This is a genomic window from Actinophytocola algeriensis, from assembly GCF_014203735.1.
Lineage (GTDB): Bacteria > Actinomycetota > Actinomycetes > Mycobacteriales > Pseudonocardiaceae > Actinophytocola > Actinophytocola algeriensis.
The window spans coordinates 225,592-248,788 of the sequence record NZ_JACHJQ010000006.1; the positions used below are offsets into that span (position 1 = coordinate 225,592).

The 23,197-nt window shown below is 71.4% G+C and carries 11 protein-coding genes; 3 read left to right on the plus strand and 8 right to left on the minus strand.

The window, feature by feature from the left end:
• Positions 1 to 52 precede the first annotated feature (52 nt).
• The 6 genes from FHR82_RS28035 to FHR82_RS28060 all read right to left on the minus strand — a co-directional run bounded on the left by FHR82_RS28035 (position 53) and on the right by FHR82_RS28060 (position 7,355).
• A complete protein-coding gene (locus FHR82_RS28035; protein ID WP_184813560.1) occupies positions 53 to 1,675 on the minus strand; it encodes a class I adenylate-forming enzyme family protein in 1,623 nt (540 codons plus the stop codon).
• A 9-nt stretch (positions 1,676 to 1,684) separates the two neighbouring features.
• A complete protein-coding gene (locus FHR82_RS28040; protein ID WP_184813561.1) occupies positions 1,685 to 2,857 on the minus strand; it encodes a cytochrome P450 in 1,173 nt (390 codons plus the stop codon).
• Positions 2,844 to 4,283, minus strand: coding sequence for a DHA2 family efflux MFS transporter permease subunit (locus tag FHR82_RS28045; protein ID WP_184813562.1), 1,440 nt, complete (start codon positions 4,281 to 4,283; stop codon positions 2,844 to 2,846). Before FHR82_RS28045 ends, FHR82_RS28040 begins: the two co-directional genes overlap by 14 nt.
• A gap of 322 nt (positions 4,284 to 4,605) precedes the next feature.
• Positions 4,606 to 5,820, minus strand: coding sequence for a cytochrome P450 (locus tag FHR82_RS28050; protein WP_184813563.1), 1,215 nt, complete (start codon positions 5,818 to 5,820; stop codon positions 4,606 to 4,608).
• A 99-nt stretch (positions 5,821 to 5,919) separates the two neighbouring features.
• Positions 5,920 to 6,381, minus strand: a complete 462-nt coding sequence (locus tag FHR82_RS28055) for an ABA4-like family protein (RefSeq protein ID WP_184813564.1) — start codon at positions 6,379 to 6,381, stop codon at positions 5,920 to 5,922.
• Positions 6,381 to 7,355: a hypothetical protein gene (locus FHR82_RS28060; RefSeq protein ID WP_184813565.1), complete on the minus strand. Its 975-nt coding sequence runs from the start codon at positions 7,353 to 7,355 to the stop codon at positions 6,381 to 6,383. The genes FHR82_RS28055 and FHR82_RS28060 overlap by 1 nt, the downstream gene beginning before the upstream one ends.
• A gap of 87 nt (positions 7,356 to 7,442) precedes the next feature.
• Here FHR82_RS28060 and FHR82_RS28065 point away from each other — a divergent pair, with 87 nt between their 5' ends.
• Positions 7,443 to 8,138, plus strand: coding sequence for a MerR family transcriptional regulator (locus tag FHR82_RS28065; RefSeq protein ID WP_184813566.1), 696 nt, complete (start codon positions 7,443 to 7,445; stop codon positions 8,136 to 8,138).
• A 6-nt stretch (positions 8,139 to 8,144) separates the two neighbouring features.
• Here FHR82_RS28065 and FHR82_RS28070 read toward each other — a convergent pair whose 3' ends face one another.
• A complete protein-coding gene (locus tag FHR82_RS28070) occupies positions 8,145 to 8,903 on the minus strand; it encodes a thioesterase II family protein (RefSeq protein WP_184813567.1) in 759 nt (252 codons plus the stop codon).
• 105 nt (positions 8,904 to 9,008) lie between these two features.
• The gene (locus tag FHR82_RS28075; RefSeq protein ID WP_184813568.1) at positions 9,009 to 9,194 is read right to left on the minus strand and encodes a hypothetical protein; all 186 of its coding nucleotides are present in this window, start codon (positions 9,192 to 9,194) and stop codon (positions 9,009 to 9,011) included.
• A gap of 324 nt (positions 9,195 to 9,518) precedes the next feature.
• Between FHR82_RS28075 and FHR82_RS28080 the strand changes: the two genes are divergently transcribed.
• Both FHR82_RS28080 and FHR82_RS28085 read left to right on the plus strand, forming a co-directional pair.
• The gene (locus FHR82_RS28080) at positions 9,519 to 10,310 is read left to right on the plus strand and encodes an AfsR/SARP family transcriptional regulator (protein WP_184813569.1); all 792 of its coding nucleotides are present in this window, start codon (positions 9,519 to 9,521) and stop codon (positions 10,308 to 10,310) included.
• Between the two features lie 79 nt (positions 10,311 to 10,389).
• Positions 10,390 to 23,175 (plus strand): type I polyketide synthase, encoded by a 12,786-nt coding sequence (locus FHR82_RS28085; protein ID WP_184813570.1) that lies wholly within the window; start codon positions 10,390 to 10,392, stop codon positions 23,173 to 23,175.
• Positions 23,176 to 23,197 lie beyond the last annotated feature (22 nt).

Below are 23,197 nucleotides of genomic sequence, written 5' to 3' on the forward strand. Positions count from 1 at the left end.
CCTCGATCGGGGTGCTTCGCCTGGCCGGAGATCAGCCGGTGGGTTCGTCAGGTCAGTCAGCGGGGTCGGTCAGCGGGTTCCGGGAGCGGGTGCCCCGCTCGACGGGCTGCACGGCAAGCAGTTCCGCGGCGAGGTCGCGCAGGGCGAGGCGCGCGGGTTTGCCCGCCCGCACCCGGGGCAGCTCAGGCACCCGGTACAGCTTCACCGGCACCTTCGCGGGCGACAGCGCACGGCACGCCGTGAACACCGCGGCCGGGTCGACCCCGTCCGGCCCGGTCTGCAGGTACGCGACCGGCACCTCGCCGAGCGCCTCGTCCAGCTCGCCGACGACCACCGCGGCGGCCACGCCGTCGACACCGCGCAGCACGTGCTCGATCTCGCGCGGGTTGACCGGGGTGGCACCACGCGTGATCAGCTCGGCCATCCGGCCGGTGATCGTCAGGGAGCCGTGCGCGTCGCGGGTGGCGAGGTCACCGGTGTGGAACCAGCCGTCGCTGATCTCGGCGGCCTGCAGGTGGTAGCCGCCCGCGGTCACGTTCGGGCCGCTGACCCACAGCTCGCCCTCCTGCCCGACACCGGCGTCCTTGCCGGTCCTCGGGTCGATGACCCGCACGCTGACACCGGGGATCGGCAGCCCGCAGCCGTCGTCGGCCGGGCCGCTCACCGCGACCGGTCCGGTGGTCTCGGTGGTCATGTAGCTGTCCAGCAGCGGGTGGCCGAACCGCTCCTCGAACCGCGTGCGCAGCGCGTTCACCGAGGACGCGCCCGCGACGAGCGCGACCCGCAGCTCCGGCAGCTCGACGTCCACGTAGCTCGCCGCCCAGAGCATGTCCTGGTACGTGCTGGGGAGACCTGCGACGAACGTGATCCGCTGCCTGGCCAGGTCCGCGAGGAACGTGGTCCGGTTGGCCATCAGGTCGGCGACGTCCTCGGCCGCCGTCGGCGTGAGCAATCCGGTGGCGCCGGTGGCGAGCACACCGATCACGGCGACCTGCTGGGTGATGCCGTGCGCGAGCGGCAGTGGACAGGCCACCCGGTCCTCGGGCCCCAACCCCAGGATCGGTGCGTAGCAGGCGGCGATCGCCCACATCACGTTGCGCTGGCTGAACAACACGGCGCGCGGGGCGCCCGTGACACCCGCGGTGTAGGTGAGGAACGAGAGGTCGTCCAGTCCGAGGTCGCCGTCGGCCGGAGCCTCCGACTCGACCTCGGCCAGTTCGGAGAACAGCGGGAACAACGGCAGGTCGTCGTCGAGGTCCTCGCCTTCGTGGTCGACCAGCACGACCGTCAGGTTCGGGAAGCCGCGGCGCACCCGGTTCACCTGGTGCGCGTGCGCGATGTCGGTGAAGATCGTGGTCGCGCGGCTCTCGGCGAGCAACGTCGCCAGCTCGGCGTCCCCCAGTCCGATGTGGATCGGTGCGCTGATGGCGCCGGCGCGCAGCACCGCGAGGTGGCTCTCCACCGCCTCCACCATGTTGTCCAGGTACAGCAGCACCCGGTCGGCGGGCTGCAGGCCCATGTCTGCCAAGTGACCGGCCACCCGCGCCGACCGCAGCTCCAGATCCGCCCACGTCACGCTGCGCCACGGGTCGACGAACGCCACCTTGTTCGGGGTCGCGGCGGCGTGCTGGCGGAGCAGCTCGGTCAGCGGCCGGATCAGATCGGTCCTCAACATGTCACTCCCCTAGGAGATGGTGACCGGCAGCGACAGGGGCAGCCGGATGAGCGTGGACTCACGCCACTTGATGTCCTCGGCAGGCACGGCCAGCTTCAGGTTCGGGAACCGCTTGAACAGCTCCTGCAGCGCGATGCCGTTCTCGATGCGGGCGAGCTCCGCACCCGGGCACGCGTGCGGGCCGCGACCGAACACCAGGTGCTTGTTCTCGGCCCGCTCGAAGTCCAGCTCGTTGGCGTTGGGGAACTTGTCCGGATCGCGGTCGGCGGCGCCGATGGACAGGAAGACGGTGTCGCCGGCGGAGATCTTCTGGCCACCCAGCTCCAGGTCCTCCCGCGCGAACCGGCGGAACCCGCGCTGGGTCGGGCTGTACATCCGGAACATCTCTTCCATCAGCTTGTGCAGCTCGTCCTCGTCGGCGGTCGCGAGACGCGTCGCGTACTCCGGCCGCTCCATCAGCGCGAGCGTGCTGCAGGAGAGCATGCCCATCGTGCTGTCGTACCCGGCGGCGAACATGATCAGCGCCATGTGCGACAGGTCTTCCGGCGGCAGCAGGTTCCCGTCGTCGTCGGTCACCTCGGCCCACGTGGTGAGCAGGTCGTCCTGGGGGTTGGTGCGGCGCTCGACGAGCGCGCGGGCCATCGCGGCGCCGATGCCCTGCGGGTTGACGAGCTGCCCGGAGAAGACCAGCTCACCCCACTCGCGGACGTGCACGCGCTCCTCTTCCGGCATGCCGACGAGGTCGCAGATCACGGTGATCGGCAGGGGCGCGCAGAAGGTGTCCATCAGGTCGACGACGCCGCCGTCGGAACCCTTGGCCGCGATGTCGTCCAGCAGGCCCGCGACCAGCTCGTGGATCTTCGGCTTCAGCAACCGCATCCGCCGCGGCACGAACCCGAAGTTCACCAGGCGGCGGGACTTCGTGTGGTCCGGCGGGTCCTCCATGACGAGGCGCGACTGCGGCAGCCCCTCGGGCGGGAGGTGGTTGGTGTAGTCGGCGCCCGCGTACTTGCGGTGCCGGGCGAGGCGCTGGTCGCGCAGCGCGTCGTAGACCTCGGTGTAGCCGGTCACCAGCCAGACGGGGATGCCGTCGGGCAGGCAGACGCGGTGCACGGGACCCTGCTCGTGGAACTGGGCGTACGTGTCGAACGGCGCGTGCCAGTACTCTTCATCGAACGGCATGTCGTGGCCGTGCATGGGGCACTTGTCCGCCATTTTTCTTCCCTCCGTTTTGGTTCAGTCCGATGACGGCGACGACGATGGCGATCACAGTCAGGACCAGGCAGAACGTGAACACGTTCAGGTAGGACGACACGGTCCGGGCCCCACGGGCGTCCGTGCCGGACTGCAGGATGGTGGCGACGGCGGCCGCGCCGAGCGCCCCGCCGATCTGGCGAGCGGTGTTGTTGAGCGCACTGACGCTGGCGAACTTGGTGGCGGGCGCGGACTCGGCCGCGGCGGACATCGTGGCCATCATGGTGGCCCCGATCCCGAAGCCGACGAACACGCTGGCAGGCAACCAGATCGTCAGGAACGCGCTCTCCCTGGTGAGGAAGAACAGGAGAAGGGCGGGCACCGCTGCGTGCGCGGCCATCCCGAGCACGGCAGCGAACCGGGGACCACCGAAGCGCCCCATGACCTTCCCCATCACCACGGCACCGATGGCGGCGACGACAGCCCCGACGGTCTGCGCGAGTCCGGCCTCCAGCTCGGTGTAGCGCCAGATGTCGGTGAGGAAGAGAACGGCACCGAGCAACCAGGCGTACATGACACAGCCGTAGAGCAGGGCGACGACGTTGGCGGCGGCGAACGACCGGTTGCCGCGGAACAGGGAGAGCTCGAACGCGGGCGACGAGTGCCGGACGGAACGCATCACCGCCAGCACGAGGCACAGCACCCCGCCGACGAGACAGGCGAGCGTCCTGGTCGAGGTCCACTCCCAGGTGGTCCCGTTAGTGACGCCGAGCGTGAGCCCACCGATGCCGGCCGCGAGGAGGATCGTGCCGGCCAGATCGGGCAACCCACCGGTGGCGGGCGCCTTGTGCAGCACCCGCACCCCGGCGATCACCAGAGCGATGCCGACCGGAATGTTGATGAGGAAGACGGCGTGCCAGCTGAACGCCTCGACGAGCAACCCACCAAGCCCGGGCCCCACCGCGGCGGCGACCCCACCGGCAGCGCTGAGCAGGGAGATCGACATGACCCGCTTCTGCGGCGAGGTGTCCATGAGCAACACGGAAAGCGAAGCGGGCACCATGACAGCGGCGCCGGCCCCTTGAAGAGCGCGGGCCGCGATGAGCAGTGGCAGGTTGGGCGACAGCGCGCAGAGCAGCGAAGCCAGCGTGAACAGGACGATCCCACCGAGGAAGATCCTCTTGCGTCCCAGGGTGTCCGCGATCCGCCCGCAGGGGGCGAGCAAGGCGGCGAAGAGGACGGCGTAGGCGCTCATGACCCAGGAGAGGTCCGGCAGCGAAGCGGTGGGGAACTCGCGCGCGAGCGCGGGCATGGCGAGCATGGTGACCGTGGAGTCCAGCATCGCGAGGAAGTTCGCACCGGACGCGGTCAGCACCACTGCCCAGTAGGAGGGCAGAACCCGTTCCGTGGACATGAATTCCCACCCGTCTGCCGATGTCGCGATGGGGCCAGTATGCCGAGAGGGGGTATGCGCTCAGTCGCCCTTCGTCAACCGCGGGACCACCGCCGGGTAATCGTTCGGTCTCGTGGTTGGTTTCGCTGGTTGGGGCGCGCAGCGCCCGGGACGCCTTCGCCGTCAAAGGCGCGTTGACGGCACAGCCGGTGCCGTGAAAGGCGCTTTCACGGCCTTGAGTGACCTGAACGCGCCTTTCACAGCATCGCGGATGCCGTCAACGCGCCTTTCACAACAGTTCACCCTGCGCGCTGGTTCAGTGGCCCGGACTCACAGAAGCCGTTCAGGACAGGATCACGGGCAGCGTGCGCGGTACCCGGATGAACGTCGACTCGCGCCATTCCAGCTCCTCTTCCGGCACGGCGAGCCGGATGTCCGGGAACCGCGAGAAGAGGGCGTGCAGACCGATCCGGATCTCCAGTCGCGCGAGTTCCGCGCCGGGGCACACGTGCGGTCCGCGGCCGAACGCGATGTGCTGGTGCGGCGGCCGGTTGAAGTCCATCACGTCCGGGTCCGGGAACTGCTTGGGGTCCCGGTCGGCCGCGCTGACGTAGAGCATGACGGTGTCGCCGACGCTGATCTTGTGTCCGGCGATCTCCACCTCCTCGCGGGCGAACCTGCGGAACCCGCGGTGCACGGAACCGTTGCGCCGCAACAGCTCCTCGACCGCCGCGGGCACGAGGCCAGGTTTGGCCACGAACTCGGCGGTGTGCTCGGGGTGGTTCATGAGGTCGATGGCCGAGGAGGCGAGGGCGCCCAGCGTGCTGTCGAACCCACCGGTGTAGATGCTGAGGATCAGCAGCATCACCTGCTCCGGCGGGATGACCTCGCCGTTCATGTCGGTCGCCTGCGCCCAGACGGAGATCAGGTCGTCCCTCGGCTCCGCCGTGCGTTCGGCGATGAGCCCGCGCAGGAGGTTCGCGAAGCCGACCTTGGCTTCGTAGTTCACCTCGTCGACACGGCCGAAGATGTCGTCGGTCCAGCGCCGGACGTCGTCCCACGACTCCTTCGGCACCCCGAGCATCTCGCTGACCATGACGATCGGCAGCGGTGCGCAGAACAGCCCGGCCAGGTCGACGACCTCACCACCGGCGCCCGCCGCCTCGAGGTCGTCGAGCAGACCGGCCACGAGCGCGTCGATCTTGTCGCGCATCTGCGCCACCCGCTGGGGCATGAACGCGAAGTTGACCAGCCTGCGCGTGTGGCCGTGCTCAGGCTGGTCCTCCATCACCAGTGGCGCGACCGGCACGCCTTCCGGTGGCACGTCGTTGGTGTAGTCCTCGTTCGCGAAGCTGCGGCGCCGGGCCAGCCGCTGGTCCCGCAGCCATCCACGAACCTCGTCGTACGAGGTCACCGCCCACACCGGAATACCATCCGGCAGACAGAACCGGTGCACCGGACCGGCTTCGTTGAGCCGCGCGTACGTGGCGTAGGGGTTCGTGAAGTACGCGTCGTCCAACGGCTGCTCGTGTCCGTGCAGCGGGCATTTCCCGGCCATGTGTTCTCCTTGGGAAACCGACGAAACCGCGGTCAGATAAGGAGATCATGTCCGATTCGGGTATTCGGCCGGTAACGTCAGGAGAACCGGCGCGTGGTCTCAGGCAGAGACCGCGGTCCGCTCGCGAAGCTCCGCCGTCTGCTGCCCGGTACGGCCCAGCACACCGCGCAGGAGCAGGTACAGGGGCACCGCGACGGGCGAGAACAGGATGGCCAGCACCAGCAGCGGCCCCATCACCAGCGGGTGGATGCCGCGCTCACGGCTGTCCAGGTACATCCAGCGGCCGACGAACAGGTCCCAGGCGATGACCTGTGCCCACACGGCGGTCATCGCGGCCGGGTCGGTCACCAGTTCCTGCCACGCGGCGAGGGTCGGCTTCGCGACCGCGGGCAGCAGGTCGGCGAGGTTGGGCAGTGCGAAGACGAACCAGAACACCAGCGGTGGAGTGACGGACCACGGCGACGACACGATCCGGCGGGTCCACCCCCACGCGGGCGCGAAGATCATCAACGCCCAGAACGGCGCTGCGGCAACGAAGACGAGCGTGAACGCGGTGGACATCAGACCAGTGCCTCCTCGGGAACGGGCGACCGCACCGGCATTCTCTTGCCTGCGCGGAGCGCACACGTGGCTGCGACCATGGTCCCCGCCACCAGTACACCGAACGCACCAATGGTCAGTAAGTCCGGACTGGTGAACGGCTGACGCCGCAGCGCCTGCCACGCGGTCAGCACGAGCAGGCCGGCGCACAGGCCCCCGAACGTCCACACGAGACGAACGCGCACAAGTTCGTCGCGCAGCCGGGGCACACCCACCGCCAGGAAGCCGAGCGCCACCACGAACAGCGGCATGAGCTGCAGGCCGTGGACGCCGATGAAGTGTGGCACCCGCAGGTCACCACCGGTCGTGCTCCACCCCGTCACCGCCATGCCCGGCCCACCGTCCGGTACCCCGACACTGTGCGAGCCGATGATCTTCATCGGCCTGTTGGCGCGTTGTTCGTCGGTGCCCCACGTCATCAGGAACGCGATGGTCATCCCCCCGATCGTGATGAACGCACCGAGACGCAACGCGAGCAGCGCGGGGCGTTCGGCGTGCTTCTCCAACATCAGCAGGATCGTGCCGGCGAGGTTCACCACCCACAGCACCACGATGCTCGACCCCATGATCGTCCACATGGCGGTGTCGAACGGGGTGGCGACGTTGAAGTGGCTGCGGTGCCCGCGCACGGTCTGCAGGAACACGACCGCCACCTCGAACGCGCACGCGATGGCGGCGAACGTACCGAGGTGCCAGCCGAGCCGCACGTGCCGTCGCTGGAGTGAGTGCATCCACGCCCACGTCACCGCGTACAGGCCGAACGAGAACGCGAACTTGCACGGCTTCGCCCAGATGGGCGCGCCGACCAGCATCCGGTCGTCGACCAGCAGGCCGACCACCGCCACACCCGTCACCGCCGCGGCGAACGCGGCGAACCACATCAGCGGTCTGTGCCAGGCGAACGCATCGCGGACCAGACCGGAAACGGTTCGCATCAGGTTCCTCCAGCCGCTCCGGATAGCGATACTATCTGCTATCCATAGTGATAGGCTCAGCTCCGCTGGTCAAGAAGGGGAGCCGCCATGCGCATCAAGGAGTTGAGCAGCCGCAGCGGCGTGTCGGTGCCCACGATCAAGTACTACCTGCGCGAGGGTCTGCTGCCCGCAGGCGAGCTGGTCAGCAAGAACCAGGCGAACTACGACGGCGCCCACCTGCGCAGACTCCGGCTCATCCGCGCGCTCGTCGACGTCGGCGGGCTGACGATCGCGGCCGTGCGCGACGTGCTGGCGGCGGCGGACGCGCCGGGTGAGACGGTACGCAAGATCCTTTACACCGCACAAGAGAGCATCAGCGGAGAACCCGAGCTGCCCCGCGACGAGGCGTGGGCGGAGGCGGAACGGAAGGTGGCCGACCTCGTCGAGCGACGCGGCTGGCAGGTGAAACCCGAGAGCAAGGCGTGGCAGACCGTGGTCGCGGTGCTGGCGAGCGCACGACAGCTCGAACACGGCGTGTGGACACACAAACTGGACGTCTACGCCGACGCGTGCGAGCGGATCGCGACCGCGGACCTCGACTACGTCGCGGGCATCGCCGACGTGGACGCCATGTTGGAGGGCGTGGTGGTGGGCACGGTGCTCGGCGACACGCTGGTCACCGCGTTGCGCAGGCTCGCCCACCAGAGCGAGTCGGTCCGGCGGCTCGGCGACGGCACACAAGACGACGACACCCAGGGCGACGATACCCAGGGCAACGACACACACCATGAGGACGCTCGCTGAAGCCCGTCATCTCGGCGACGCGGAGGAAACCGACCTGGCGTGCGTGCGGAGCTTCGCGAGAATGTCCGGCACGACGTTGTTGAGGTAGAAGTGTCCGCCCGGGAACACCGACAGTTCGAATTCCGCTTCGGTGTGCTCGCGCCACGCCTCCACCTCCGCGACCGTCGCTTTGGGATCGTCGTCGCCGGTGAGCGCGAATATGGGGCAGCTGAGTTTCGGTCCGGCGCGGTGGGTGTACGTTTCCGCGGCCGTGTAGTCCGCGCGGATCGCGGGCATGACCATCGCCAGGACGTCCTCGTCGTCCAGCAACGCGGCCTCGGTGCCGCCGAGCTGCTTCATCGCGGCAAGCAGACCAGCGTCGTCGCGCAAATGGGTGCGCTCCAACCGGCTGCGATGTGGCGCCGGACGGCCGGATGCGAACAGGGCGGTCGGTATGACCCCCGACTGCTCCAAACGGCGGGCAACCTCATAGCCGAGTGTCGCACCGAGACTGTGGCCGAAGATCGCGAGCGGCCGGCCGGTCAGTGGTGCGATGGCGGGCACCAGGGCGTCGGCGAGGTCGTGGATCGAGCGCAGGCACGGCTCGCGGAGCCGGTCCTGGCGGCCGGGGTACTGCACGGCCAGCACGTCGATCTCGGGGGCGAGAGCCCGTGACACGCCGAAGAAGTAGCTGGCGGACCCGCCCGCGTGCGACAGGCACAGCAGCTGGGTCTCGGCGTCGTCCGCCGGGTGGAACCGTCGCACCCACAGGTCGACCTCGGTCATCTCGCTCACCTCGGGAGTTTGTTCGTGCAGGTCAGGAAGGTGCCAACAGGACAATGGGCCCACCACCGGCCCGATCCGGTGATGAGCCCACGGCTGTCTGTCGACTCAGGACACGACGGTGGTGTTGCCCGCCGCGCGCCCGTCCGACCAGCTGATCGTGGTCGGGGCGGCGGCGGCCAGACCGGCGTTGGTCCAGCTGTCCAGTACGTCGATGCTGATGTTACCGCCGGCCGGAGCCTCATCGCCGTTGAAGAAGAAGGAACGGAGAATCTCTGTCGTGGTGGTGGACATGTGGAGTCTCCTCGGGGTTCGTATGCGATAGCGGGGAGCAACCGCTGGTCTCAAATCTGCGGCATCGGGGTACTCCGCGACAAGGTCCATGCTCATCATTCGCCCATGCTTTCTCACCCGGACCAGGCATGAATCGCTCATATCGACACAGCGCAGCCGGTCGGTTACCGTGAGCGACCCGGTGGCGGGGCCCACCATGAAACGCTCATCGCATCCATTTCCGTTGTTCACACCGGAATGCGTGAGATGGCAATGTTCCTCCGGCGCGTGCCGAGTGAAAGCATTACCCGTGCCTGGGGGCGTTTCTGACTCGGAGTGAAGCCCATGAGGTTTTCTGTGCTCGGGAGTATCGAGGTCACCAGCGACGCCGAACCGCTCGAACTGGGTGGTGTCAAACAACGCGCGATCCTCGGCTACCTGGTGCTTCACGCGAACAAAGTGGTGCCGACCAGCCACCTGTTACAGGCCATGTGGGACGGTCCGCCGCCACCCACCGCGCGCAAGATGATCCAGAACGCGGTGTCGGGGATCCGTCGTGTCCTTTCCGAACAGTCGCGCACGGGACGGCCGACGGCCGCACTGCACACCCACGCGCCCGGCTACCAGCTGCACGTGGACACCGAAACCGTTGACCTGCACCGGTTTCGCGCACTCGCGAAGGTCGGGCGGGCCGCGATCGCCGACGGGGAACCGGAACGGGGAGCCGAGCTGCTGCGTGCCGGGCTGTCGCTGTGGCGCGGCCGGGCACTCGCCGATCTGGTCGAGGCCGGCTACCGGTGGTCGGAGCTGACCGCCGTCGAGGACGAGCGGCTGTCCGCGCTGGAGGACCGGCTCGACGCGGAGCTCGCGTGCGGGCGGCACCGGGAGATCACGCCGGAGCTGGAGGTGCTGACCGCGACCGAACCGATGCGGGAGCGGCTGTGCAGGCAGTTCATGCTGGCGCTGTACCGGTCCGGCAGACAGGCGGACGCGCTGCGGATCTACCGGCGCACACGCGAGGCACTCGTCGACAGCCTCGGTCTCGAACCGGGCCGCGACCTCCAGGAGCTGCAACAGCAGATCCTCGACCACGACGCCACGATCCAGGTCGCCACGACGGCGTCACGAGCGGGTTGACGAACGGGTTACCGGGCAGTGAGCGACCAGGGACAGCATGGGCCCTGGTACCACCGACTTTCTTTGCGAGGCCACTGACATGCCGCGTACCGAACTGCTCCGGCCCCTTCCCGAGCTGCTCTGCGAGAACGCGAGCCGGTACGGCGAACGGGTCGCGTTCGCCGACTCCCGGCGTGCGGTGACGCACGCCGACCTCGCGACGCGCACCGCGCGGATCGCGGGTCACCTCGCGGATCTCGGCGTGTGGCCGTCGGACCGCGTCGCCGTGCTCGTCGACAACACGGACGGCGTGACCGCCGTCGAGAGCATCGTGGCCGTCAGCAGGGCGGGTGCGATCGCGGTGCCGCTCGACCCGGCGCTGGACGACGCGGAGCTGGCCCGGCTGATCACCGACAGCGGCGCCGACACGGTCATCACCACCGCGGCGCACGAACACCGGGTCACGGCACTGGACCCCGCGCCACTCAACGTGATCGTCGATGGCGGCACCGGCACGTCGTTCGAGGACCTGGCGACCACCGAACCCGGCGCGCAGCCGACCGACGACCTCGCGCTCGACGACCTGGCCTTCCTGGTCTACACGGCGGGCACGACCGGCCCCCGCAAGGGTGTCCTGTCCACGCAGCGCAACGCGCTGTGGTCGGCGGCCGCCGCGTACGCACCGGTCGTCGGGCTGTCCGAAGAGGACCGTCTGCTGTGGCCGCTGCCGGTGCACGACGGCCTCGCGCACCACCTCGCCGTGCTGGCCGCGATCGCGGTCGGCGCCACGGTGCGGTTCGCAGCGGACCCGACAGCATCAGCCCTGGCAGAAGCGGCCCTGACAGAAGTACTGGCCGAAGCACTGGCCGACAGCACCATCGTCGTGGGCACCACGGCGATCCTGCGCACCCTCCTGGACGCCGAGGCACCGGACCTGCGGGCGGGCCTCGTGGTCGGCGCGGCGAGCGACGCGGACCTGCGCACAGCGTTCGCCGCCACGTTCGCCGCGCCGCTGCTCGACGTCTACACCACCACCGAGACCGGCCCGGTCGCGCTGACCTGGCCCCGCGGTGAGGACACCAGGGAGGCGCGCTGCCTGCCCGTGCCGGGCCTGAGCGTGCGCATCGTCGACCCGCTGACCGGCACCGACATGGGCACCGGCCAGGAAGGCGAGCTGTGGGTCAGCGGCCCGAACGTGATGGCGGGCGGCTACCACAACCTCCCCGACGCGACCGCGTCCGTGCTGCGCACCGGCTGGTACCGCACCGGTGACCTGGCCCGCCGCGACGAGTCCGGCTACCTGACGGTCACCGGCAGGCTCGCCGACGTCATCGTCGTCGGCGACGAGCGGGTGCGACCGGAGCGTGCCGAGGCCGTGCTGCGCGGGCTCGACGGCGTCACCGACGCGGCCGTGGCCGGGCGCCCGCACGACGACCTCGGTGCGACCGCGGTCGCGTACGTGGTCGGTGACCCGGACCCGACGACACTCCTGTCGCGGTGCCGTGACCAGCTGCCGCCCGCCGCGGTGCCGGTCGAGATCTTCACCGTGCCCGCGATCCCGCGCTCGGCGGCGGGTGCGGTCATCCGGCACCGGCTGCTCGACACCCCGGCCCGGCTGCTCGCGACGACCGTCACCGACGAGCTGTTCGCGCTGGACTGGGAGCCGGTCGGGAACGCGGTCGACACCGAGCCAGGCGACTGGGTCCTGGTCGGCCCCGGCGTGCTCGCGTCCGACACCGAGGCCTTCGCCGACACCTACCCGGACCTGCCCGCGCTGGCCGAGGCCGTCGCCTCGGGGCGGGCCGCCCCGGACGTCGCGTGCGTCGAGCTGGACGCCGACGGCATGCCACCCGGTGAGCCGCGGGCGTTCCTGGCCGACGAGCTGGTCGCGGTGACCCGCCTCGTGCTGCTGACCCGGGGTGCCGTGCACGCGGGCGGCTACTCCCCCGAGCCGGGGCTGGCCGCCGCGTGGGCGCACGCGCGGGAGATCCAGAAGCGCTACCCGTGCCGCATCGCGCTCGTCGACGCCGACGCCGCCACCGCACTCGTGCTGCGCGGCGCCGTGGCGTCCGGGCACGACGAGGTCGCGATCCGGTCGGAAACCCTGCTGCGGCCCCGGTTCTCGCCCGTGCCGGCGGCGACCGGCGGACCGGCGCTCGGTGGCACCGCCGTGCTGGTCGGCAAGGCGGACGAGTCACTGGCCCGGCACCTCGCCGAGGCCCACGGCACGACCGTCGTCACCGCGGAGGACGCCGCCGCGCTGGCCGCGGTCCTGGCCGACCGCAAGGACATCACGGCTGTCGTGTGCACCGACCCGGCGCCCTCGGTCGCGCAGTACGCGCACGAGCAGACCCTCGCTCTGGAGCTGTCGGCGTTCGTGCTCCTGACCACCGGCTACGACACCCCGTCGACCGCGTACGCCGACGCGCTGGCCCGCCACCGCGCGGTGCTCGGACTGCCCTCGGTGGCGATCACGTGGTCCCCCACCGGTTTCCTCACGCTCCCGGACGAGCGCCGCGCCGCCACGTTCGACCTGGCACTCGCGGCGGGCGCGCCGAGCGTGGTCGCCGCGCGCCGCAACGAGCTGGCCACCGGCTCGACCGCGATGCTGAACGCGCCCGGCGCGGAAGCGCGGCTCGCCGAGCTGGTCGAGCGTCTCACGGCACTGTCGGGTCCGGACCGCACGCGGACCGTGCTGGACCTGGTCCACACCGAGACGATCGCGGTGCTCGACAGCCAGGCGCCTGCGATCCTGGACGCCGAGACCCCGTTCCGGCAGCTGGGTTTCGACTCCCTCGCGGCCGTGCAGCTGCGCGGCAGGCTGTGCGCCGCCACCGGCCTCGACCTGCCCGCCACCCTGATCTTCGACTACCCGACCCCCGACACGCTGGTGGAACACCTGCTGTCCGAGCTGGGTGTCGGCGCCACGGCCGAGCAGACCACCACGACCGTCACCGCCCGCTACGACGACCCGATCGCGATCGTCGGCATGGGCTGCCGCTTCCCCGGTGGCGTGACGTCGCCGGACGAGCTGTGGCGGCTCGTCGTCGACGGTGTCGACGCGGTGTCCGCGTTCCCCACCAACCGCGGCTGGGACCTGGCCGCGCTGTTCGACGGCGACGGGCCGGGCACGATCAGCGCGCGGTACGGCGGTTTCCTGCACGACGCGGCCGACTTCGACGCGGAGTTCTTCGGCATCAGCCCCCGTGAGGCACTCGCGATGGACCCGCAGCAACGGCTGCTGCTGGAGACCTCGTGGGAGGCGCTCGAGCGCGCGGGCATCGACCCGACCGCGTTGCGCGGCACCGACACCGGCGTGTTCGCGGGGGTTCCGGTGCAGCACTACGGCCGCGGCGGGCACGCGGAGGAGGACGGTGTCGAGGGCTTCCTCATCACCGGCATCGCGAGCAGTGTCGCGTCCGGCCGCATCGCGTACGTGATGGGGCTGGAAGGTCCCGCGATGACCGTCGACACGGCGTGCTCGTCGTCGCTCGTGGCGCTGCACCTCGCCGTGCAGGCGCTGCGGTCCGGTGAGTGCTCGCTCGCGATCGCGGGTGGTGTGACCGTGATGTCCGGGCCCGAGACGTTCACCGAGTTCTCCCGCCAGGGCGGGCTGTCGCCGGACGGGCGGTGCAAGGCGTTCTCCGACGACGCCGACGGCACCGGCTGGTCCGAGGGCGCGGGCATGCTCGTCGTGGAACGGCTGTCCGACGCGCGGCGCAACGGGCACCAGGTGCTGGCCGTGCTGCGCGGCACCGCGATCAACCAGGACGGCGCGTCCAACGGGCTGACCGCCCCGAACGGCCCGTCGCAGCAGCGGGTCATCCGGCAGGCGCTCGCCAACGCGGGTCTCGCGGCGTCCGATGTGGACGCGGTGGAGGCCCACGGCACCGGCACCATGCTGGGTGACCCGATCGAGGCGCAGGCGCTGCTCGCCACCTACGGGCAGGACCGGGACCGGCCGCTGTGGCTGGGGTCGCTGAAGTCCAACATCGGCCACGCGCAGGCCGCGGCCGGGGTGGGCGGTGTCATCAAGATGGTGATGGCGCTGCGCAACGGGATGCTGCCGAAGACGCTGCACGTCGGTGAGCCGACGCGGAAGGTCAACTGGTCGGCGGGGGCGATGACCCTGCTGACCGAGCCAACGACCTGGCGGGCCGGGAACGTGACGCGCCGGGCCGGCGTGTCGTCGTTCGGCATGAGCGGCACCAACGCGCACGTGATCATCGAGGAGGCGCCGCCCGCGACCGTCGCCGAGCCCGCGACCGGACCGTCGGTGGTGCCGTGGGTGCTGTCGGCGCGGACCGAGGACGCGCTGCGGGACCAGGCGCTGCGCCTGAAGTCCTACGTGGCGGCACGGCCGTCGCTGCGGATCGCCGACGTCGGGCGGTCGCTGCTCGACTCGCGGGCGCGGTTCGACCACCGGATGGTGGTGACGGGCGCGGACCGCGACGAGCTGCTGGTGGGCCTCACGGCCGGGGCGCCGTTCACCGGCACGTCCGGGAAGCTCGCGGTGCTGTTCACCGGTCAGGGCGCGCAGCGGGTCGCGATGGGGCAGCAGCTGTACCGGGAGTTCCCGGTGTTCGCGGCCGCGTTCGACGAGGTGTGCGCGCGGTTCGCGGCCGACATCCGCGAGGTGATCGTCTCCGGTGCCGGGCTCGACGACACCGGCAACACCCAGCCCGCGCTGTTCGCGGTCGAGGTCGCCCTCTACCGGCTGCTGGAGTCGTGGGGCGTCCGGCCGGACTACCTGGCCGGGCACTCGATCGGTGAGCTGGCCGCGGCCCACGTCGCGGGGGTGTGGTCGCTCGAGGACGCCTGCAAGGTCGTGGTGGCGCGGGGTGCGCTGATGCAGGCGCTGCCCTCCGGTGGCGCCATGATCGCGATCCAGGCCACCGAGGAGGAGATCACCCCACACCTCACCGACGCCGTCGGCATCGCGGCCATCAACCGCGTCGACTCGGTCGTGATCTCGGGTGACGAGAGCGCCGCGCAAGCGATTGCGGCCGCGTTCACCGTGCAGGGCCGCAAGACCAAGCAGCTCACCGTCTCGCACGCGTTCCACTCGCCGCTCATGGACCCCATGCTCGACGACTTCCGCGCGATCGCCGAGAGCGTCACCTACCACGAACCGGCCATCCCGATCGCCGGCGCCGAACCGACCGACCCCGAGTACTGGGTGCGGCACGTCCGCGGCACCGTCCGCTTCGCCGACAACATCGCCGCACTCGAAGCCGCAGGTGTCCGCACGTTCGTCGAGGCCGGGCCGGACGCGGTGCTGAGCGCGCTGACCGACGGCGCGATCCCGCTGCTGCGGGCGGGCCGGGACGAGCTGCGGACCGTCGCCGACGCGTTCGGCCGCCTCGCCACCGTGACCACTGTGGACAGTCAGGCGTTCTTCCCCGGCGCGGCCGTGGTCGAGCTGCCGACCTACGCGTTCCAGCGCCGCTCCTACTGGCTGCGTCCCGCCGACCTCGGCGACCTCGGCGCGGCCGGGCTCACCGCGACCGGGCACCCGCTGCTCGGCGCGATGCTCGGTGTCGCCGACTCCGACCGGCTCGTGCTGACGTGGCGGCTGTCGCTGCAGGCGCAGCCGTGGCTCGCCGACCACGCCGTGCTCGACACGATCCTGTTGCCGGGCACCGCGTTCGTCGAGCTGGCGGGCCGGGCCGCCGACGCGACCGGGCACGCGGCCATCGAGGAGCTGACGCTCCAGGCGCCGCTCACGCTCACCCACGACAAGCCGGTCGACCTGCAGGTGTGGACCGGCAGGCCCGACGAGCACGGCCGCCGGACCGTCGAGGTGTACTCACGGCCAGCCGAAGCCGATGGTGAGTGGACCCTCCACGCGGCGGGTGTCCTCACCGACGACCAGACCCCGGCACCGGCCGCCGTGGACACGGAGTGGCCGCCGGCGGGCGCGGAACCCGCCACCGTGGGCGACTTCTACGACTGGCTGCTGTCCCGCGGCTTCACCTACGGTCCCGCGTTCCAGGGCGTGCAGGACGTGTGGCGGCGCGGAGAAGAGTTGTACGCGCAGGTCACGTTGCGCGAGGAGGAGCAGGCCGGCGCCGCGCGGTTCGGCGTGCACCCGGCACTGCTCGACGCGGCCCTGCACCCGGTCGTGCTGCACCTGGACGACAGCGACGGCGGTGAGCGGCGGGCGCAGGCGTGGCTGCCGTTCTCGTGGCGCGGGGTGCGGCTGCACCGCTCCGGCGCGACCGTCCTGCGCGTCCAGCTCACCCCGGAGGGCACCAGCGCGGTCCGCGTGCGCGCGACCGACGCCGAGGGCAACCCGGTGCTGGACGCGGAGTCGGTGACGCTGCGGCCGGTCTCGACCGACCAGATCGGCGGCGCCACGGCCCCGACGGCCGCGCTGTACACGACCGAGTGGGTCACCGTGCCCACCCCGGTCGACCGCGACGACCTCCCGGTCCACCTGGTCGAGGCGGGCACCCCGGTGCGGGAGGCCGTGCTCGGCACCCTCGCCGCTCTGCAGGAGGACACCGGCCGCCTGGCCGTGGTCACCCGCCCCGGCGATCTCGCGGGCTCGGCCGTGTGGGGGCTGGTCCGGTCGGCGCAGACCGAGCAGCCGGACAGGTTCGTGCTGGTCGAAACTGACGGCGACCTCCTGGACGCGGCGATCGCGTCCGGCGAGGCGCAGGTCGCGGTCCGCGACGGCAACCTGACCGTCCCCCGCCTCACCAGGGCGGAGACGTCCACATCGGACACCCGCCTGTTCGACCCGGCGGGCACCGTCCTCCTCACGGGCGGCACCGGCGCGCTCGGTGGCGCGCTGGCCCGCCACCTGATCACCCAGCACGGCGCCACGAAGCTCGTGCTCACGTCCCGCCGCGGCCTCGACGCCCCGGGCGCGGCCGAGCTGCGGGACGAGCTGACCGAACTGGGTGCCCGTGTCGAGATCGCCGCGTGTGACGCGGCCGACCGCGACGCGCTCACCGCGCTGCTGGCGGACATCCTGGACCTGGTGGGTGTGATCCACGCGGCCGGTGTCCTCGACGACGGCATCCTCTCCTCGCTCACCCCCGAGCGGGTCGAGGCCGTGCTGCGGCCCAAGGTCGACGCGGCGTGGAACCTGCACGAGCTGGCCGGTGACGTCGAGCTGTTCGTCCTGTTCTCGTCGGTGGCGAGCATCCTCGGCACCGCCGGGCAGGCGAACTACGCCGCCGCCAACGCGTTCCTCGACGGCCTCGCCGCGCACCGGCACGCACAGGGCAAGCCCGCGATCGCGCTGTCGTGGGGCCTGTGGGCGCAGGACAGCGCGATGACCGCCAACCTCACCGACGCCGACCGCGCCCGTCTCAACCGCGGTGGTGTCCTGCCGCACTCCGTCGCGGACGGCCTCGCCCTGTTCGACGCGGCGTGCCGCTCGGGCGCACCGCACCTCGTGCCGGTCACCCTGGACCAGGCGGCCCTGCGCACGGCGACCACCGCGCCGCCACCGCTGCACGGCATGGTGAAGATCCCCCGCAAGCGCAAGAGCACCGGCGGCGCCGCGCTGACCCAGCAGCTCGCCGGTCGCACGGACGACGAGCGGCGCGTCTTCCTGCTGGACGTCGTGCGCACGCAGGTGTCGTCGGTCCTCGCGCTGCCGGACCCGGACGCGGTGACCGCGACGAACGCGTTCAAGCAGCTGGGTTTCGACTCGCTCACCGCGGTGGAGCTGCGCAACCGGCTCAACACGGCGACGGGGCTGCGCCTGCCCGCCACGCTCACGTTCGACTACCCCACACCCGAGGCACTGGTCGAGTTCCTGCTCGCCGAGCTGGGTGACGGCCAGGAACAGCAGACCGTCACAGCCGCGCCGGCACGGGTGACCGACGAGCCGATCGCGATCGTCGGCATGGCCTGCCGCTACCCCGGCGGGGTGTCCACACCGGACGAACTGTGGGCGATGCTCACCGCGGGCGTGGACGGCGTGACGCCGTTCCCCACCGACCGCGGCTGGGACCTCGCGAACCTGTTCGACCCGGACCCGGACACCCCCGGCACCAGCTACGTCGACCAGGGCGGCTTCCTGCTCGACGCGGCCGAGTTCGACGCCGAGTTCTTCGGCATCAGCCCCCGCGAGGCACTCGCCATGGACCCGCAGCAGCGCGTGTTCCTGGAAACCTGCTGGGAGGCGCTCGAACGCGGCGGCCTCGACCCCGCCACGCTGCGTGGCTCGGCCACCGGCGTGTTCACCGGCCTCATGACCCACGACTACGCGGCCCGCTCCAGCGCGGTGCCCGACGGCGTCGAAGGGTTCTGGGGCACCGGCACCGCGGGCAGTGTCGCGTCCGGCCGGGTCGCGTACACGCTGGGCTTCGAGGGGCCCGCGGTCACGATCGACACGGCGTGCTCGTCATCGCTCGTGGCACTGCACCTCGCCGCGCAGGCCTTGCGGTCCGGGGAGTGCACGCTCGCACTCGCCGGTGGCGTGACCGTGATGGCGACGCCGGGCCTGTACGTGGAGTTCTCGCGCCAGCGCGGGCTCGCGAAGGACGGCCGCTGCAAGGCGTTCTCCGACGAGGCCGACGGCACCGCGTGGGCCGAGGGCGTCGGGGTGCTCGTCGTCGAACGGCTTTCGGACGCACGCCGCAACGGGCACCCGGTGCTCGCGCTGCTGCGGGGCTCCGCCGTCAACCAGGACGGCGCGTCGAACGGGCTGACCGCGCCGAACGGGCCGTCGCAGCAGCGGGTCATCCGGTCCGCGCTCGCGGGTTCCGGCCTTGCTCCGTCCGATGTGGACGCGGTCGAGGCGCACGGCACCGGCACGTCGCTGGGTGACCCGATCGAGGCGCAGGCACTCCTGGCGACCTACGGGCAGGACCGGGACCGGCCGCTGTGGCTGGGGTCGCTGAAGTCCAACATCGGGCACACGCAGGCCGCCGCCGGTGTCGGTGGCGTCATCAAGATGGTGCTCGCCATGCGCAACAACGTGCTGCCGAAGACCCTCCACGTGGCCGAGCCGAGCCAGAAGATCGACTGGTCGGCCGGCGCGGTCGAGCTGTTGACCGAGCCGCGGTCGTGGGAGCGGAACGGGCGGCCGCGCCGGGCCGGGGTGTCGTCGTTCGGTGTCAGCGGCACCAACGCGCACGTGATCATCGAAGAGGCGCCGGAAGAGGCCGTGACCGCGCAGTCGTCCGCCGCGCCACCCGTGGTGCCGTGGGTGCTGTCGGCGCGCTCGGAACAGGCGTTGCTGGACCAGGCCGCCCGGTTGAAGTCCTTTGTGGAGGCACAGCCGTCGCTGCCGATCGCGGACGTCGGGCGGTCGCTCGTCGAGACCCGCGTCGGGTTCGACCACCGCGCGGTCGTGTCCGGCGCGGACCGCGACGAGCTGCTGCGCGGGCTGTCCGAGCTGTCCACGAACGTGGTGCGCAACGGCAAGCTCGCCGTCGTGTTCACCGGTCAGGGCGCGCAGCGGACCGCGATGGGACAGGAGCTGTACGAGGCGTTCCCCGTGTTCGCCGACGCGTTCGACGACGTCTGCGCCCACTTCGAGGCCGACATCCGTGCGGTGATCACCAGCGGCGAAGGTCTCGGCGACACGGGCAACACCCAGCCCGCGCTGTTCGCGTTCGAGGTGGCGCTGTACCGCTTGCTGGAGTCGTGGGGCGTCCGGCCCGACTACCTGGCGGGCCACTCGATCGGTGAGCTGGCGGCGGCGCACGTCGCCGGGGTGTGGTCACTCGAGGACGCGTGCACGGTCGTCGCCGCGCGCGGTGAGCTGATGCAGGCACTTCCCCGCGGTGGCGCCATGATCGCCATCCAGGCCACCGAAGAGGAGCTCACCCCGCACCTCACCGGCGAGGTCGGGATCGCCGCCATCAACGCGCCCGACTCGGTCGTGATCTCCGGCGACGAGACGGACGCCGAGGCCATCGCGGCGCGGTTCGCGGACCGCAGGACCAAGCGGCTCACGGTGTCGCACGCGTTCCACTCGCCGCTGATGGAACCGATGCTCGACGAGTTCCGGGCGGTCGCGTCGAGCGTCACCTACCACGAGCCGGCCATCCCGATCATCGGCGCCGAACCGACCGACCCCGAGTACTGGGTGCGGCACGTCCGCGGCACCGTCCGCTTCGCCGACAACGTCGCCGCGCTCCAAGCGGCAGGTGTCCGCACGTTCGTCGAGGCCGGGCCGGACGCGGTGCTGACCGCGCTCGGCGGTGACGACTTCGTGCCGACCGCACGCCGCGACCGCGACGAGGTCCGCACGGTCGTCGAGGCGCTCGGCACGCTGCACACCCGCGGCGTCCGCGTCGACCTGTCCGCGCTGTTCGCGGGTGCCGGCCGGGTCGACCTGCCGACCTACGCCTTCCAGCACCAGCGGTACTGGCTGATCACGCAGGAGTCGGCGGGCAGCGCCACCGGGCTGGGTCTCGGCGCGACCGGGCACCCGCTGCTCGGCGCGGCGCTCGGCCTCGCCGACTCGGAGCGCGTCGTGTTCACCGGCAGGCTGTCGCTGCGCGACCACCCGTGGCTCACCGACCACGTCGTGCTCGGCACGACCCTGGTGCCGGGTGCCGCGCTGGTCGAGCTGGCCCGCCGCGCCATGGAACATGTCGCACACACCGGCCTCGACGTGATCGAGGAGCTGACACTGCACGCGCCGCTCGTGCTGACCGAGACCGGCGCGGTGCACGTCCAGGTCGAGGTCGGTGAGCCGGAGGAGTCCGGGCAGCGGCCCATCAGGATCCACTCGCGGCGCGAAGGCACGGACGACCCGTGGACCCAGCACGCGAGCGGCACGCTCAGCACCGGCGACCCCGCGCCCGCCTGGACCGGCGAGTGGCCGCCACCCGACGCGACCCCGCTGCCGGTGGACTACGACCGGATCGCGGACCTGGGCATCGAGTACGGGCCGGCGTTCCAGGGCATGACAGCCGTGTGGCAGCGCGGGGACGACCTGTTCGCGGAGGTGGCGCTGCCCGAGGGGTTGCGCGCCGAGCAGTACGGCATCCACCCGGCGCTGCTGGACGCGGCGCTGCACGCGATGCTGGTGCACGGCGAGCAGGTGATGCTGCCGTTCAGCTGGAGCGGTGTGCGGATCACCGGCACGAGCCCGACGGCGGTGCGGGTGCGGATCACGAAGACGGGCCAGGACGCGTACGCGCTGACGCTCACCGACCGCACGGGCGCGCCGGTGGCGAGCGTGGACACGCTGGTCGCGCGGCCGGTCAGCGCGGAGGCGCTGAACTCCGGCCCGGACTCGCTGTACCGGCTGGACTGGGTGCCGGCGGGCCCCGCGACCGGTGCCGAGAACACCGACGTGCTGCACGTCGAGACCGAGGACGTCCGCGAGGCGGTGCAGCAGACGCTTTCCGCGCTGCGGCACGCGGACGACCGGCTGGCCGTGGTCACCCGCGGCGCGACGACCGGCGAGAACCTCGCGGGTGCCGCGGTGTGGGGCCTGGTCCGCTCGGCGCAGACCGAGCAGCCGGACCGGTTCACGCTGATCGACACCGACGTGGACGACCTCGACGCGGCACTCGCCTCCGGTGAGCCGCAGGTGGCGGTCCGCGACGGCAAGGTGCTGGTGCCCCGCCTCGCCAAGGCTCCGTCCACCGCGACGTCCACCGCGGCATCCACACAGGACGGACGACTGTTCGATCCGGACGGCACGGTCCTGATCACCGGCGGCACCGGCGCCCTGAGCGCCGCGCTGGCCCGCCACCTGATCAGCGAGCACGGCGCCAGGCACCTGGTGCTGACCTCCCGCCGGGGCCCGGAAGCACCGGGAGCGGCGGAACTGGCCGCTGAGCCGGGTGTGGAGATCGTCGCCTGCGACGCGGCCGACCGCGACGCGCTCAAGGCACTGCTGGACGGCATCCCCAACCTGGTCGGCGTGATCCACGCGGCGGGTGTGGTCGACGACGGCACCATCGACTCGCTGACCCCCGAGCAGGTCGGCGCGGTGCTGCGCCCCAAGGTCGACGCGGCCAGGAACCTGCACGAGCTGGTCGGTGACGTCGAGTTGTTCGTCCTGTTCTCCTCCGCGACGGGCATCCTCGGCACGGCGGGCCAGGCGAACTACGCGGCGGCCAACGCGTACCTGGACGGGCTCGCGGTCCACCGGCACGCGGCGGGTCTGCCCGCGGTGTCGCTGTCGTGGGGCCTGTGGGCGCAGGACAGCGCGATGACCGCGAACCTCACCGACGCGGACCTGGCCCGCATCAACCGCGGCGGCGTGCACGCGCACACCGTCGAGGAGGGCCTGGCGCTGTTCGACGCGGCGTGCCGCTCTGGTGAGCCGCACCTGGTGCCGGTGAAGCTGGACCCGCAGGCGCTGCGCACGGCGACGAACGTGGCGCCACCGCTGCGGTCGTTCGTGCCGCGCCGCCGCACCGCGAAGGCGGCGGTGGTCCCGCTGGCACAGCAGCTGGCCGGCCGCACGGAGGACGAGCAGCGCGCGCTGCTGCTGGACCTGGTCCGCACGAACGTGGCGACGGTCCTCGCGCACGGCACGCCCGACACGATCGCGGCGGACCAGCAGTTCAAGCAGCTGGGCTTCGACTCGCTCACCGCGGTGGAGCTGCGCAACCGGCTCAACACGGCGACGGGCCTGAAGCTGCCGGCCACGCTGACGTTCGACTACCCGACCCCGCAGGTCCTGGTCGCGCACCTGCTGTCCGAGGTGGGCGGCAGCCAGGCGAAGCAACGCCTCCGGACGGTGGTCGACACGATCGCGAAGCTGGAGACGGCGTTGGAGGAACTCGACTCCGACACGGACACCGACATCGCCGCGTCGCTGAACCGCCTGCTCACCAAGTGGCGCGACCGGACGCCGGAACCCGCGCCGGAGGAGAAGGACGACCTGGACAAGATCACGGCCGACGACCTGTTCGACCTCCTGGACGACGAGCTCGGCGACGTGGCCTGACCGGCTGCAGCTTCGTGCCACG

What these genes read in the sequence shown, in the direction of transcription:
- FHR82_RS28035 (WP_184813560.1), bottom strand. Translation starts at nt 1,675, where the DNA reads ATGTTGAGGACCGATCTGATCCGGCCGCTGACCGAGCTGCTCCGCCAG.
- FHR82_RS28040 (WP_184813561.1), bottom strand. Translation starts at nt 2,857, where the DNA reads ATGCCGTTCGATGAAGAGTACTGGCACGCGCCGTTCGACACGTACGCC.
- FHR82_RS28045 (WP_184813562.1), bottom strand. Translation starts at nt 4,283, where the DNA reads ATGTCCACGGAACGGGTTCTGCCCTCCTACTGGGCAGTGGTGCTGACC.
- FHR82_RS28050 (WP_184813563.1), bottom strand. Translation starts at nt 5,820, where the DNA reads ATGGCCGGGAAATGCCCGCTGCACGGACACGAGCAGCCGTTGGACGAC.
- FHR82_RS28055 (WP_184813564.1), bottom strand. Translation starts at nt 6,381, where the DNA reads ATGTCCACCGCGTTCACGCTCGTCTTCGTTGCCGCAGCGCCGTTCTGG.
- FHR82_RS28060 (WP_184813565.1), bottom strand. Translation starts at nt 7,355, where the DNA reads ATGCGAACCGTTTCCGGTCTGGTCCGCGATGCGTTCGCCTGGCACAGA.
- FHR82_RS28065 (WP_184813566.1), top strand. Translation starts at nt 7,443, where the DNA reads ATGCGCATCAAGGAGTTGAGCAGCCGCAGCGGCGTGTCGGTGCCCACG.
- FHR82_RS28070 (WP_184813567.1), bottom strand. Translation starts at nt 8,903, where the DNA reads ATGACCGAGGTCGACCTGTGGGTGCGACGGTTCCACCCGGCGGACGAC.
- FHR82_RS28075 (WP_184813568.1), bottom strand. Translation starts at nt 9,194, where the DNA reads ATGTCCACCACCACGACAGAGATTCTCCGTTCCTTCTTCTTCAACGGC.
- FHR82_RS28080 (WP_184813569.1), top strand. Translation starts at nt 9,519, where the DNA reads ATGAGGTTTTCTGTGCTCGGGAGTATCGAGGTCACCAGCGACGCCGAA.
- FHR82_RS28085 (WP_184813570.1), top strand. Translation starts at nt 10,390, where the DNA reads ATGCCGCGTACCGAACTGCTCCGGCCCCTTCCCGAGCTGCTCTGCGAG.